Source organism: Pectinatus haikarae (genome assembly GCF_015732185.1).
In the GTDB taxonomy this organism is placed as follows: domain Bacteria; phylum Bacillota; class Negativicutes; order Selenomonadales; family Selenomonadaceae; genus Pectinatus; species Pectinatus haikarae.
Genome location: NZ_WIQM01000004.1, coordinates 15,456 through 30,029 on the forward strand (window position 1 = coordinate 15,456; position 14,574 = coordinate 30,029).

15 protein-coding genes and 1 tRNA gene are annotated in these 14,574 nt (G+C 39.9%); 9 read left to right on the forward strand and 7 right to left on the reverse strand.

Annotated elements, in window-relative coordinates:
- Window positions 1-246: 246 nt before the first annotated feature.
- From nirJ1 to I6758_RS01120, 3 genes are all read left to right on the forward strand, one after another.
- Window positions 247-1,428 carry a putative heme d1 biosynthesis radical SAM protein NirJ1 gene (gene nirJ1, locus I6758_RS01110; RefSeq protein WP_196603380.1) on the forward strand — a complete coding sequence of 394 codons (1,182 nt, stop codon included), beginning with the start codon at window positions 247-249 and terminating at the stop codon, window positions 1,426-1,428.
- 16 nt (window positions 1,429-1,444) lie between these two features.
- Entirely contained in the window at window positions 1,445-2,443 is a 999-nt protein-coding gene (gene nirJ2, locus I6758_RS01115; RefSeq protein ID WP_196603381.1) for a putative heme d1 biosynthesis radical SAM protein NirJ2, read from the forward strand.
- 167 nt (window positions 2,444-2,610) lie between these two features.
- The gene (locus tag I6758_RS01120) at window positions 2,611-3,738 is read left to right on the forward strand and encodes a DUF362 domain-containing protein (RefSeq protein ID WP_196603382.1); all 1,128 of its coding nucleotides are present in this window, start codon (window positions 2,611-2,613) and stop codon (window positions 3,736-3,738) included.
- A gap of 52 nt (window positions 3,739-3,790) precedes the next feature.
- On the opposite strand, the gene I6758_RS01125 is transcribed toward I6758_RS01120, so the two are convergent.
- The 4 genes from I6758_RS01125 to bioF form a co-directional block, all read right to left on the reverse strand.
- Window positions 3,791-4,237, reverse strand: a complete 447-nt coding sequence (locus I6758_RS01125; RefSeq protein WP_196603383.1) for a universal stress protein — start codon at window positions 4,235-4,237, stop codon at window positions 3,791-3,793.
- Window positions 4,238-4,292: 55 nt separating this feature from the next.
- Window positions 4,293-5,144 (reverse strand): PHP domain-containing protein, encoded by an 852-nt coding sequence (locus tag I6758_RS01130; protein ID WP_196603384.1) that lies wholly within the window; start codon window positions 5,142-5,144, stop codon window positions 4,293-4,295.
- 16 nt (window positions 5,145-5,160) lie between these two features.
- Complete coding sequence (locus I6758_RS01135; RefSeq protein ID WP_196603385.1) at window positions 5,161-5,955, reverse strand: HAD family hydrolase; 795 nt, start codon at window positions 5,953-5,955, stop codon at window positions 5,161-5,163.
- A 120-nt stretch (window positions 5,956-6,075) separates the two neighbouring features.
- Window positions 6,076-7,983: an 8-amino-7-oxononanoate synthase gene (bioF, locus tag I6758_RS01140; protein ID WP_196603386.1), complete on the reverse strand. Its 1,908-nt coding sequence runs from the start codon at window positions 7,981-7,983 to the stop codon at window positions 6,076-6,078.
- A 325-nt stretch (window positions 7,984-8,308) separates the two neighbouring features.
- Between bioF and I6758_RS01145 the strand changes: the two genes are divergently transcribed.
- From I6758_RS01145 to I6758_RS01165, 5 genes are all read left to right on the forward strand, one after another.
- Entirely contained in the window at window positions 8,309-10,030 is a 1,722-nt protein-coding gene (locus tag I6758_RS01145) for a methyl-accepting chemotaxis protein (RefSeq protein WP_196603387.1), read from the forward strand.
- 129 nt (window positions 10,031-10,159) lie between these two features.
- Window positions 10,160-10,567: a hypothetical protein gene (locus I6758_RS01150; protein ID WP_231038449.1), complete on the forward strand. Its 408-nt coding sequence runs from the start codon at window positions 10,160-10,162 to the stop codon at window positions 10,565-10,567.
- Window positions 10,568-10,668: 101 nt separating this feature from the next.
- A complete protein-coding gene (locus I6758_RS01155) occupies window positions 10,669-11,379 on the forward strand; it encodes a response regulator transcription factor (RefSeq protein WP_231038450.1) in 711 nt (236 codons plus the stop codon).
- Window positions 11,376-12,437, forward strand: a complete 1,062-nt coding sequence (locus I6758_RS01160) for a HAMP domain-containing sensor histidine kinase (protein WP_196603388.1) — start codon at window positions 11,376-11,378, stop codon at window positions 12,435-12,437. The genes I6758_RS01155 and I6758_RS01160 overlap by 4 nt, the downstream gene beginning before the upstream one ends.
- Before the next feature lie 167 nt (window positions 12,438-12,604).
- Window positions 12,605-13,033, forward strand: a complete 429-nt coding sequence (locus I6758_RS01165) for a C-GCAxxG-C-C family protein (protein ID WP_196603389.1) — start codon at window positions 12,605-12,607, stop codon at window positions 13,031-13,033.
- A 136-nt stretch (window positions 13,034-13,169) separates the two neighbouring features.
- Here I6758_RS01165 and I6758_RS01170 read toward each other — a convergent pair whose 3' ends face one another.
- Both I6758_RS01170 and I6758_RS01175 read right to left on the reverse strand, forming a co-directional pair.
- Window positions 13,170-13,397, reverse strand: coding sequence for a hypothetical protein (locus I6758_RS01170; RefSeq protein WP_196603390.1), 228 nt, complete (start codon window positions 13,395-13,397; stop codon window positions 13,170-13,172).
- Between the two features lie 32 nt (window positions 13,398-13,429).
- On the reverse strand, window positions 13,430-13,660 hold the full coding sequence (locus I6758_RS01175; protein WP_196603391.1) for a hypothetical protein: 231 nt from the start codon (window positions 13,658-13,660) through the stop codon (window positions 13,430-13,432).
- A 217-nt stretch (window positions 13,661-13,877) separates the two neighbouring features.
- On the opposite strand from I6758_RS01175, the gene I6758_RS01180 reads away from it, so the two are divergent.
- Window positions 13,878-14,234, forward strand: coding sequence for a hypothetical protein (locus I6758_RS01180; protein ID WP_196603392.1), 357 nt, complete (start codon window positions 13,878-13,880; stop codon window positions 14,232-14,234).
- A gap of 165 nt (window positions 14,235-14,399) precedes the next feature.
- Here I6758_RS01180 and I6758_RS01185 read toward each other — a convergent pair.
- Window positions 14,400-14,488: transfer RNA gene (locus I6758_RS01185), tRNA-Ser, on the reverse strand.
- Window positions 14,489-14,574 lie beyond the last annotated feature (86 nt).

The following is a 14,574-nucleotide window of genomic DNA, read 5'->3' on the forward strand; positions in this document are numbered from 1 at the left end:
AGATGAAATTTATCAGCCTGTTTGATTCTCTTATGTGCAAATATAAGAGAATTATTTTTTTCTGCTTACTCCCCCAAATGTATGCGTGCTGTCAAAGGCTATTTTTATATATTTTTTTGCACGTGTTTTTCTGCAAAAAAAAATTAAGTTTTGTTTTAGGATTGACCTTTATTGTTCTTGCTGTTATCATTAAATATGAATTATATTCACATTTAATGATAACAGCATATAGGAGATAAACAGCTTATGATTAGCGTTACAAAACTATTATTTGCTACTGATTATTATGGAGACAGTCTGCGTTACACAAAGAATGCGCGTCACGCTAAAAATGGTGTGCATGAAGGAGCAGGTCCCGTGGTTGTCTGGAATTGCACACGCACCTGTAATTTGAAGTGCCGTCATTGCTATATGGATTCAGACGCCAAAAAATATAACGATGAACTTAATACGGATGAAGCTGTCCGCTTTATAGATGATTTAGCTGACTTTAAAGTTCCCGTATTATTATTTTCCGGAGGAGAGCCCCTGATCCGCCCGGATTTTTTTGAGCTTGCCGATTATGCGGCAAAAAAAGGCATCAGACCCACTCTTTCTACAAATGGAACACTTATTACCAGGGAATATGCCCAAAGGATCAAAGATATCGGTGTGGGTTACGTTGGTATATCTTTGGACGGATTAAAAGATGTCAACGATAAATTTCGTGGCAGAGAGGGTGCCTTTACCGCAGCCATGCAGGGGATAGAAAACTGTGTCGCCGTCGGTCAGCGTGTTGGTCTGCGTTTCACGATAAATCAGCATAATTTACAGGAATTGGAAAGCATTTTTGATTTTATCGAAGAGGAAAACATCAATCGTGTGTGTTTTTATCACCTGGTTTACTCAGGACGAGGAACACAAATGATGGATGAAGATGTTTTGCCCGAACAATCGCGCCAGGCCATGGATATTATAATAAAAAGGACGCGTGATTTTGAAAGCCGCGGACTGAAAAAAGAAATACTTACTGTCGACAACCATTGTGACAGTGTATATATGTATTTGAAAGCAGTAAATGAAGGAAATACCGCACTTGCCGAGCAGATTAAGAAATATGCTTTCTTTAATGGGGGGAACCGTTCCGGTATTGCTTTCGGGGAAGTTGATCCCATGGGATATGTACATCCTGATCAATTTACTCAGTATTATACTTTCGGCAATGTGCGCGAAAGAAAATTCGGCGACATTTGGCGGGACGTATCACATCCGATAATGGCAGGTTTGAAGGATCGCAAGCCCCTTCTTAAAGGGCGCTGCGGTAAATGTCAGTATCTCGATGTGTGCAACGGCAATTTCCGTACACGCGCAGAGGCAAGAAACGGCAGTTTTTGGGAAGAAGATCCGTCCTGCTATCTGACTGACAGTGAAATTGGTATAAGCCGATAATATAGGAGTATATATAATGATAATCTCATGGAATACGACCAATGCCTGCAATATGTATTGTGAACACTGCTATCGTGATGCCGGCTGCAAGGCTGATGAAGAACTGGATACAGAAGAAGCAAAAACACTTCTGGAACAGATAGCCAAAGCCGGTTTTAAAATAATGATCTTTTCGGGCGGAGAACCTCTAATGAGATCGGATATTCTGGAATTGGTCGAGCATGCCACCAAGCTTGGGCTCCGCTCTGTGTTTGGCACCAACGGCACTCTCATAACAGAAGATATGGCGTTTAGGCTGAAGGAAGCCGGGGCCATGGGAATGGGAATATCGCTTGATTCCATGGACCAGGAAAAACATGATAAATTCCGCAAATTTGACAAGGCGTGGGAGGGAGCTGTGCGCGGTATGAGAAACTGCCGCAAGGCAGGACTGCCCTTTCAAATACATACTACAGTTATGGACTGGAATCAGCATGAACTGGAAGCTATAACCGATTTTGCCGTAAAAGAAGGGGCTGTCGCACATCATTTTTTCTTTCTCGTACCAACGGGACGGGCAAAAACCATTGAAACGGAATCCTTGCGGGCACGTGCTTATGAGGATGTTCTTGCGCGCATTATGAGAAAGCAGCAGGAGGTCTCCATTGAACTTAAGCCTACTTGTGCTCCGCAGTTCATTCGCATTGCTTCCCAGATGGGAATAAAAACGAGATTCAGGCGGGGGTGTCTTGCCGGGAATTCTTACTGCATTATCAGTCCGCGCGGCAAGGTGCAGCCCTGTGCCTATTTGAATATGCAGCTTGGCGATGTTCGGGAAACACCTTTTGATGAAATATGGAAAAATAGTGATGTCCTTAATAAATTGCGCACATTTGATTTTAAGGGCGGCTGTGGTAAATGCGAATATAAAAAGGCCTGCGGCGGCTGCAGGGCAAGAGCTGCTTATTATCATGACGGCGATTATATGGCGGAAGAACCGTGGTGCCTGTATCACGGAAGAGAAGGTCAATATTGATCTGATTTTTGCATGAAAAATAGATACTGTCCTATCAGTTCTGCGGGTGCATGAGAATATTTTACCATAACTTCTTTTCTTGTATCTTGTATAGTCTTATCAATAATTGTTATAATAGCAATTGCAACAGATAAAGATATGCTGGATTGTTAAAAGGAGTGTTATGAATGGAAAAAGCAAAAGTTTATTTTACCGATATGCGTGTGTATCCCGGTAAAGATAATTTATTGCAAAAGCTCGATAAGCTCATAGAAAAAGCCGGTATAGGCGGTATCGGTTTCAATGGAAAATTTGCTGCCATAAAAATTCATTTTGGCGAGTTGGGAAATCTTTCTTTTCTCCGTCCAAATTATGCCAGAGTGGTGGCGGACTCTGTGAAAAAATATGGCGGAAAACCTTTCCTCACAGATTGCAATACGCTTTATGTAGGCACCCGCAAAGATGCTCTGGAACATTTGGATACGGCTAATATAAATGGCTTTAACCCGATGTCTACGGGATGTCAGAATATTATAGCTGATGGTCTTAAAGGAACAGATGAAGCTTATGTTCCGGTTCCTGGCGGTGAATATATCAAAGAAGCAAAAATAGGGCATGCTCTTATGGATGCTGATATAATAATTTCTCTTACGCATTTTAAAGGCCATGAAATGACAGGTTTTGGCGGTGCCATAAAAAACATCGGCATGGGCGGTGGTTCGCGTGCAGGGAAAATGGAAATGCATTGTGATGGCAAACCAACAGTCAAAGAAGAAAAATGTATTGGCTGTGGCATGTGCAGGAAAACCTGCGCTCATGACGCACCTGTAATCGAAAACAGAAAGTGCCATATTAATGAAGATGCCTGTGTAGGCTGCGGCCGCTGCATCGGAGCTTGTCCTACAAATGCTATAATCCCTACCAATTGGAATGCGGGGAAAATGGTCAATCTTAAAATGGCGGAATATGCCTGTGCTATTTTGCATGATCGCCCGCAATTTCATATCAGTCTTATCGTTGATGTTTCGCCAAACTGTGATTGTCATGCAGAAAATGATGCTGCAATAGTGCCAAACATAGGAATGCTGGCATCGTTTGATCCGGTGGCCATAGATCAGGCTGCTGCTGATCTTGTTAATCAGGCGCCTGTTATAAGTAATTCGGCATTAGGAGAAAATGTTGAACGGGCTCCTCAGGAGGCTCAGCTGCATGATCATTTCCATAATAATCATCCTGATACGGAATGGCAGTCATGCCTTGACCATTGCGAAAAGCTGGGAATGGGATCACGCAGATATGATCTTATAAAATTATAATTTGCCACAGTAAAAGGCCGCTGTTTGTTTGAAAACAAACAGCGGCCTTTTTTCAGTGCACGATCATTACGGGACATACAGCACATTCTATCAGATAACGGCTTACACTGCCAATCATTATAGCTTGTTCTGGATTAAGACCTCTTGTGCCCATAACGATAAGATCTGTTTTGAATATTTGGGCCATCTCTAAAATAATCTCTTTTGGATCACCGGCTTCGGTGTGAAGTACAGTTCTGTTCTGTATTTCCGACGGAAGTTTTTGGTATACTCTTTCAAGGATATCATCACCTGTTTTCTTCAATGCCTCAATAACATCGGCGGGCATATCTTCACGGCGAATAATATGCTGCGGCATAGGACCGTTGCGCAGCTCTGCTATATAGATGAGGTCAATATGAGCTCCTGTCATGCCGGCAAATTCTGCTGCCTTGGCTGCCGCCCTGTCTGCTGCTGCCGATCCGTCGACAGGAACCAGAAATTTTTGAAATGCACACATTATTATACTTCCCCTCCAATTATGTTTTTTATATTGATAATGAAATTACCATGAATCAGTCAATCGGCACTATTTCACGTTTCCTGTCCGTGAATTTGATCCGTGTGTTATAACCAAATGATTTTGCGTATGCGATGGCATCATCTATATATGCCCCGCAGTCTTCCGGTTTATGCGCATCGGAAGATGTTATTACGGGAAGACCGCAGTGTGCCGCTGCCTTCATAAAAGCAGGATAAGGAGAAATCTCTTTGATCGGGTAGCGATAATATGTTCCGGTGTTGATATCGACAGCCATATCAGCTTTCCTCATTGCTTCGGCGACACGGATAAGATAAGGTTCTACATCAAAATCAGGCAGAAATTTAAAAATACGGATATTGAACGGATGCCCGAGAATATCATATAAACCGGAAGCACATAATTTTTCCGCTTCTTCCGTATACCATTCATAAATGTCTCTGAGGTCGTGCTGTTTCCATTCATCTTTTATCTGGGACGAATCATATGCCCAGCCATGAAGAAAATGTACAGAGCCGATTATATAATCAAACTTGTGTCCGGAAAGAATTTCCCCGACCTTTTCCTGATTTTGGAAATTACATACTTCAATACCTGTTTTTACCGGAAAGCCATTTTTTTTGAGCAAATTAATAAAATTTATATAGTCACGCAAAGGACATTTAAACTTGTTTGTCTGCAGCCATTTTTTCTGAAATTTGCCGATGAAAGAATCATCACAGACAACATCCTCATAGTATAGCTCTTTAAAATCAGTAAAACCATGCGTGTGTTCAGAGATGCCGATTTCCTCAATGCCGCGTTTTTGCGCACTGTCGAAAAATCCCTTGACCCAGTTCAAATCATACGAACCGTATTCAAAATGCATATGATAATCTATTTTCATGATTCATGCCTCAGTTTCAATTTTTGGCGAGCATTTCTCGTATTACTGTCATCACACCGGCCCGGCTGTTAGCCGGCGCGATATGTTTTGCGATTTTTTTGAGTTCAGGAACGGCATTCTCCATAGCGTAACTTTCACCTACGACCTTTAGCATTTCCCTGTCATTGTAAAAGTCACCGAAAGCCATACATTCTTCCGGTTTTATGCCCAGCTGCTGCTGAAGTTTTTGAATGGCTATACCCTTATTTATTTCCTTCGGCATAATATCCACCCACATATTAGTGGCCATAACGACCTGAACATCCTTTTCATATGGCAGTAAATATTTGTAAGCATTTTCTTTAACATTTTCATTATTGCAATCACAAATGGAAATTTTTATAATTGGTTCTTTTATAGAATCAAAACTTTCTATAAATGTATGTCTTGTATAATATTTTCCCATTTCGGCCAGAAGAGCCTCATTATTTGTCGTGACATAACTGCCATTACAGGTGCAGACAACGGTATATACGTCTTTTAAAGAAGCTGCAGCACGAATAAGTGTTCCTGTCAGACTTTCAGGCAGACTCACATAAAATAACAGATCACGTCCTTTTGACACCATCGTGCCATTCTCCGCGATAAAAAGCCAATCGTCCTTATATTTTGAAAACTGTTTTACCAATGCATAATATTGGCGGCCGCTGGCAGGTGAAAAAATTATATCCCGCTGTTTTAATTCTCGCATAACTTCATCGAAGTCCCGCGGAAGATTGCCGTTATCATCAAGCAAAGTACCGTCCATATCAGAAATTATCCATTTTATCATCCGCAAATCTCCTCTGTTAAAATTAATTTTATTATAACATAACAAAATTAAATTATCAGTAAAATAATCATGCCGGATATTTTCCTTATATGAGCGGTGCTTTTGTCTGTCTATAAAATACTATTTTTCATCAACGTATCTGGCAATGATATCTGCGGCATGATGCAGTTCCTGTTCAGTATGTGTTGCCATAATAGCCGCTCGCAATAGTGCCTTTCCTTTTTTTACAGTCGGGTAGCGGATTGCCAGTATAAAAATATTATGTTCAAAAAGTTTTTGCGCTATTTGCATACTATGCTTTTCATCACCGATATTGATAGGAACAATAGCTGAATCAGAATGAGAATAAATACCGTTCTTTTTGAGGCAGTCACAAAAGTATTGAACGTTATTCTGCAATTGTTTCACATGCTGCGGTTCAGCCGCCAGGATTCTTAAGGCTTCATCAGCAGCGGCAATTACTGCCGGTGATAAACTGGTAGAAAAAATAAAACTGCGGGACTTGTTGCACAGTTCATCGATCAAAAGACGGCTGCCGCATACATAACCGCCTTCGCTGCCGAGTGCTTTTGACATTGTTCCCATTATAATATCAGGCTGTGCCGTAAGTCCAAAATATTCACAAATACCATGTCCTGTTTTTCCTATAACACCGGTGGAATGAGCTTCATCTACCATGCACAGCAAATGATTTTTTTTTGCTGTTTCTAAGATATCCGGCAGAAAAGCAATATCGCCGTCCATGCTGAATACTGCATCTGTGACGATCAGCCCCCTGGAGCAAGGTGTTTTTCTTATTTTATCGGCTAGATCAGTCATATCATTATGCCGGTATATAACCGTTCGGGCACGGCTGAGACGGCAGCCGTCAATGATACTGGCATGATTATATTCATCACTGAAAATAACACTGTTTTTATCACAAAGTGCAGTAATGATTCCCACATTTGCCATATACCCGGTATTGTACAGCAGGGCAGCTTCCGTGTTTTTGTAATTGGCAATATTTTTTTCCAGAACTGTATGAAGCGGCAAAGTGCCTGTAAGCAGACGTGAACCTCCTGAACCCGTGCCAAATTGTTCCGTGGCCTTTTGGGCAGCTCTTTTGGTACGAGGATCATTTGAGAGATTTAAATAGTTGTTTGAAGCTAACATAAGAAGGTCGCGGCCATTACTGTATACATGTGAGCATTGAGCGGAATGCATTTCTTTCATTTCACGATAAATGAAACTTTCTTTGCGTTCTTGTAAATCATCGCGCACAAATTGCCAGGGATCTGCTTCCTTGATCTTTTTTGCCGGGGCTGATGGTACGCTGCGGACTAAGACGTGCTGTTTTTCAAGGTAATCTATACATTCATATTTATCTCCGCTGCGTCCGCGGTAAAGAAATATACGTCCGCCGTACGGGCAGGCATCTTTTTTTAGCTTTGTTATGCGTACATAGCCAAATTTTTTTGAAGCAATATATCCCGTCACATAATCAGGATCATCTGATATGCATATTTCCGCAATAATATTAGGGGCATTTGCTACCTTACTGGCGAGTATAACAGCTTCCTGAAAATGATTTTTGCAGCAGCCGTTATCCGTCAGTGCTGTATGTTCCGCATCCATATAAGTAGCACGAATGCCGCGATCAAGATTTGGTTCAAGACGTTCCAGTGTGTCAGCATTAAGCAGCATGGCACCCCGCATAGCATAAGTTTCCTTAAATTTTTTTATAATTGATGAACTGTTTCTGAGTCCCAGTTTTTTTAGATATTCCAGAAGAATATTTTGTCCTTGCGCCGGTGAGTCTACATCGATAGAGGATATGGGCAATGCGTCAATATATTCTATCTTTTGGGCATCTACCGTTTCTATTTTGATATTTATAAGATCGGGTTGCCCTTTTGTGTGGTGGAGTGCTCTTTGCACCAAGGCCATTATATTTGTATCAAGTTCTTTTTCATTTAATATTTTTTCTGCACCGGAAATATGTTCAGCTGATTTACTGGCTCTCATTTTTAAACTGTACAGAGGCATGCATATGCACCTTCCTTAAAATAGATGTCTTTTTAAATCTCCAAATAAAAAATAGATCAGGAGATATGATATTTAATGCTTATTTTAGAGTAAACACGTAAGCAAATAATGTCAACTTATTTTTATAATTAGTTAACGTTAATAAAAGAATGGTTTTAATAAATGCAATGCCGAAAAAATTCCTATGAGATAAATGCTGTTTAAAAGAGCTGAATTAATAAAAGTCGAAAATATGAAAATTTTTTGACTTTTATTATCATATTTAAAGGGTTTAAATAATTTTACACGAAGTAATTATTTAATAAATATGACTAGGAGTGGTAATATGCAATGGTTCCATCAACTGAAAATCAAACAAAAATTGGGCATACTTGTAGGAATACTGTGCATGGCCATTTTGACTGTAGGGGCATTCGGGTACTGGAATTTGAAGCAAAGCAATTTATATCTGGATAATATGTACCAGAATACTATGATGCAGGCGAAATTGGCATATAATAATCAGATACTTATCGGACGGATTCGGAACGACATATTTGAGCTTATGCTGACTTCGGATGCAGCAGAGAATAAAGTATTGCAGAAAGATATAGAAACCAGCCGAAGTCAATATGCAGATATTTTTTCAAAGTTAGGAAAAATGGATCTTTCAGATCAGCAGAAACAAAACTTTCAAAAACTAAATGATATAATTCCTAAATATAAAGAAGCAAATAATGAGGCATTGGCCTTAGCGATAGAGAATAAAAATACAGAAGCTTATAATGTTTATAAAACAAAAGTGGAGCCGTCGGCAAATGCCGCATTGCAAATTTTGAGCGATATGTCGATGCTTGCCGAAAATGAGAGCAAGAGTATGAAGGAACAATCGGATGACAACTTATATCGTATGCAGCAAATATTTTTTGTATTTACTATTGCAATGATTGCAATAGGAGTATTTCTGGGTGTTATAATTATCAGAGAAATAGTGTCGCGCCTGCGTGAATCGGTAGATTTTTTGGGCAATGTTGCTATGGGTGACTTTTCGCAGGAAATCCAGGGACATGCCTTGAAAGACCGCACGGAATTTGGAAAACTTACGCAAGCTATGCACCAAATGAATAACAATGTACGTACCTTGATCAAACAGATGGTAAATACTTCGGAACAGGTTGCGGCGGCATCGGAAGAACTTGCAGCCAGCGCTGACCAGTCATCACATGCGGCCAACCAAGTAGCAAATTCCATTGATAAAGTAGCAAATGGAACCAAGCGGCAGGTGGAAATAGCAATTGCCACAAATAATGTTGTTGAGGAAATGGCAAAAGGCATCCATCAGGTAACGCAGAACACGATGAATGTTTCTGAATCTGCGGAAAAAACTTCTGATGCGGCTGTCACCGGGAATGAGGCAATCGAAGAGACTTTAAAGCAAATGAAGATGATTGAACAATCGACGGCAAATACAGCTAATGCGGTGGATGATCTGGAAGATAAATCAAAGCGTATCAGTGATATGGTAAGATTGATATCAGAAATTGCCGAACAAACGAATTTATTATCTTTGAACGCTGCTATAGAGGCGGCTCGTGCCGGTGAACAGGGCCGGGGGTTCTCGGTCGTTGCGGAAGAAGTGAGAAAGTTAGCTGAGAAATCAGCAGAGGCGACTAAAGAAATCACGATGGATATTACTGATATACAAAGTAAAACGCAGACGGCAGTGACCTTTATGAAGGAAAGCAAGCGGGAAGTGGAAGCGGGCTCTGAACTTGTCAATATAGCACAAAGAAATTTCACGGATATATTGCAAATGGTACGGAGTATTTCGGGCGAGATCACAGATATTTCCGCCGCAGCGGAGGAACTTACTGCGGGAACAGAAGATGTGATACGATCCGCAGGTGTTGTCAAGGATGAAAGCCGGCAGGCAGCTGATGAGACAGAAACGATTGCTGCGGCTACAGAAGAGCAGTCTGCGTCGGTTGAGGAGATTGCTTCTGCCAGCATGCATTTAGCAAAACTGGCGGAGGAATTGCAGTCAGCTGTTCAGAAATTCAAGATTTGATCTGCAGTGCACCGTATAATTTTATTTCTGAATGATTGGTCACATATAGGTCACATTCACAGTATATAATCATCTCATTAAAGAAAAAACAGTATCAAACATGATATTGGCAATGAGAGGAAAATAGAAATGAGTGCAAATGGTTCAGCAAAAGCTATAAAGGCAGAGCAGAGAGTAAAGGAAAAATCAAAAATAGAAGTTGATCAAAGAGTAATCGAAGCATTTCAGCTTATGTGGGGGAACTTTCCGGAACCTGCTACTTTGGTACATAAAAGCAGAGAGGTTATCGCCGTTAATGATGCTTGTGCAGCGATCGGAAGGATAAAGGGGATGAACTGTGCAACCCACGGCGCGCCTGAGGCACACAGAGGCTGTTTGGCTGATCAGGCGTTGAGTAAGCAGCAATCCGCATTCAAAAAAATAGAGTTTGGCGATAAAACGATCATATCCTATTGGCTGCCTGTAGAAGGATATCCTGAACTTTTTATTCACTTTGGAGTCGGGGTGACTATTGATTATGACTCCGTGCAGAGATAATCTATCCAGGTGTTTTTAAACTTGCAGGAAAATAAATAAGATAATAAAGCTCCCTTTAGAGAATGCCACTCTGAGGGAGCTTTATATTATAGGCAGAAATATTGCGGGAAGAAGGTGGGCTCATATTTTCCATATTAGTTGTTGAAGATGATGAGACTTTAAATAAAATGATCTGTGCAAAATTAAAGTATGAAAAATTCAAGACTTTTTCGGCATTCAATGGTAAAGAAGCATTGGAAATACTTGATAAAGAATATATAGACTTGCTGGTTACAGATATTATGATGCCGATAATGAATGGATATAAGCTTACGCGGGAACTCAGAGAAGCGGCGTATAAGCTGCCGATTCTCATGATCACCGCGAAGGGACAGATGGAGGATTTAGAAAAAGGATTTCAAGCGGGAACAGATGATTACATGATTAAGCCGATTAATCTTAAAGAAATGGTTCTCAGAGTGAATGCACTGCTCAGACGAGCGAAAATTGCCAATGAACAGAAATTGGTCATAGGAAGGATGATTCTCGATTATAGTACACTTATGATCAAGGTTGATTCGAAGGAATACAGTATTCCGCCTAAAGAATTTTATTTGCTGTTCCTTCTGCTCAGCAATCCCAATAAAATTTTTACGCGGCTTGAAATTATGGATGAGATATGGGGTATGGAATCAGAGGCTGATGGACGGAGCGTTGATGCCCATATTAAAAAAATTCGCCGCAGATTTGAGTCCGGTGCAGATTTTGAGATCGTTACGATCAGAGGACTGGGCTATAAAGCGAAAGTTAATGTACCAGATGGTGGCAAATGAAAAATAGGAAGATGAGTCTTCGTCCTTACATTACATTTATATCTATTATTACATTATGCTGTGCTTGTCTGATTTCCTGCAGTATTGTCGTAGTAGGAGCATGGCTGTTTTATCATGGCCCCATTACCTTAGTTTCGGGGATTATCATGTGTTTTTTGGCATGTATTCTAAGTATGATCAGCGGAGGGATTACACTATACATAATTTTCGGGCGGTTATTAAAGCCTATCGAAGAATTAAATCCGGTCGTAAATGAGATTGCAGAAGGAAACTTCAATGTCAGGATCGAACGTGATGAACGGAAAAAAGGAAGTTATCTTTACGCTAACGAACTTGATGAACTGGCCGCCAATGTAAATAAAATGGCAGAAGAACTTTCAAGTATGGATTACATGCGCAAAGATTTTATGAGCAATGTTTCCCATGAAATAAAAACACCTGTTGCCGCAATTACGAGTGTCGCGGAACTGCTCTTGGATGAGCTGCTTGAAGAACAAAAGCAAAAAGAATATTTGACACTTATATATCAGGAAGCAAGGAGATTATCAATACTCGGTGAGGATATGCTGCAAATGTCACATTTGGATCATAAAAAAATTGTTGTAAGAAATGATAAGGTTCGGGTGGATGAACAACTTCGCCGTGCAGTTATTTTGCTGTCACAAAAATGGAGTGAGAGTGGACATAAGTTTGATCTGAATTTTTGTGAAGCAGTCGTAGAATCTGATAAATCGCTTATGATGCAGGTCTGGATAAATCTTATTGATAACGCAATGAAATATTCCCCAATAAACAGCACGATCCATATTAATGAGTACATAAAAGAAAATAAACTGATTGTCAGTTTTCAGGATGAGGGAATCGGCATTGAAAACGAAAAAATGTCTAAGATCTTTGATAAATTCTATCAATGCGAAGAATCCCACAAAAAGCAGGGGAGCGGCCTCGGACTGTCCATAGTAAAGAGGATTTTAGAACTCTTAGGCGGAGAAATTCACTATGAAAGTGAAAAAAATATTGGAACGACCGCCATCGTGGAAATATGGATCTATAAATAATATTGTGTTTTTTAAAATTTTGATGGGAGTATAATAGCCGCATAAGAATTTATTTAACATGGCGTAATTTTTGGTCTTTATTTGAGAGGATGAAATAAGCTTTTTTACCGACTGTTCTTTATGCTATAATATTGCCATCTCATACAAAGAAGGTGATAATAATGCCATTGAAAAATATTGTAAATATAAGAGTTCATGATTGTTATTGGAAATATGATTATTGTTGTGCGGCAACCTCTTTAAAAATATTAAGTGAGATATTTGAAATGGAAGTAAGCCAGCAAATATTTTCTGCTGTATCAGGGCTAAGCGCAGGAAGAAACAGATTGCAGTGCGGTTTAGTTCAGGGAATGCTGATGTTTCTTGGCATATATTTTAAGGAGAAAGATTTAGAACAAGATAAGATAGCAGATATATGCCATGAATATGTAAATGCATTTCAAAATGAATTTAGTAGTATAGAATGTAAAGAATTGCGTCCGCGTGGGTTTTCACCGAATGATCCTCCGCATTTGTGCGAACAGATTACCAAAGATGCCATCTATTTTGCGGTTAAATTTGTTTATAAAGTAGCTGATGAGCACAATTTAAAATAATCATCAGCTTGGCTGAGGAGGGCATCCTTTCTTATATAAAAAACGCTGCTGTCTTGAACTGCCCCCCATGAGTTGGATTTTTTAGATCCAGCTCATGGGGGGCAGTTTTTATGGCAAAATATAAATTGATGAAAGTTCAACGACGATCATTATCCCAGTGTCCATCGATCCAATGACCATGGGACCAATGACCGTCGACCCAATGTCTATGATGGTGATAATGATGAGGCGGCGGAGCATCGTAACGATCCGGCGGGAAATTGCCGTGCGGATTGGCTGACGCGATGGTCGCACCGAATATATTAGCTGCGGCAAGTACTGATAATACAAAAGCCGTTATTTTTCCTTTTGGTGACTTAAGCATACATTATTACTTCTTTCTTTTATTTAATAAAATCAAGTGTTTTTAGCTATTACGGCACCGACCACGGCACCGGCAATGGCAGCTGTGGTCACTTCGCCAGTGGAATGTCCATCTTCATTGTGTTTTGGGTGGCGTGGTTCTTCCTGCCGTGGCGGAGGATTATCATTCGGATGCGCCTCGGCAAGCGTTGTTCCTAAAACTGTTATGGACATAAAGGAGGAAAGTATTAGCGCAGTCAGTTTTTTTGCCTTTAACTTGAACATATTAGTCACTCTTTCTTATTGTAAATATTTATTTACTTTTTACATGTATAAGATAGCATATTGCTCTTCAGAATATGTGACAATAATATGACATTTTTTAAAATAAATTTTCAATCTGCTAAAAAATAACATAAGCTATTCAATCTATATTTGTTATTATGCTGATATGACAGCTTTTATAAATGAAAAGTTTGAAAAATTTATATTGGCTGATCCAATGGCGACAGTGCAGGATAAAATTGAAAAATTTTTGATGCTGGAATTTTCCTTTACGGAATATATAGGCTATGAATTGACTTGTCTGGCGTATGCCATGAATTTTTCTGCTTGTGTGCCAGGGCCGTGCGAACATCTTGATAAACGTACTTTTAGTATAAAGCTGAAAGAATTGCTGCAGCAGGGAGAAAAAGCAGGTATTTTTATGGACGGATATACTGCTGAAAAAACATTTTTATATTTAGAAACCAGTGTCAGAGGAATGATGGCAAGCTGGTGTTTCGCAAATGGAGAATTTTCTATTGTCGAAACGGGAGGAAGCTATCTTCAGACTGTTTTAACAGGAATTTATAGATAAGCTGCAAGAGAAATTTTAATGGAAGATAATTTGTATGGGCGAATAAATTGGGTAATATCAGCAATTTGCGACACTTTTATTTGTAATAGAAAAAGCAGGCTGTCAGAAGTCACTGGACAACAAAAAAGGCCTGCCCCTCGGCAGACCTTAAAGCTTACTGTTATATGGCGGAGAGGGTGGGATTCGAACCCACGGTACGTTGCCGTATCACTGGTTTTCAAGACCAGCTCCTTAAACCGCTCGGACACCTCTCCAGCGCAATGCTTCATTATTATAGCAACTAAATAATCTGTTGTCAAATTTTATGTGTTATTAATGCTAAAATCATTGACTTATCATA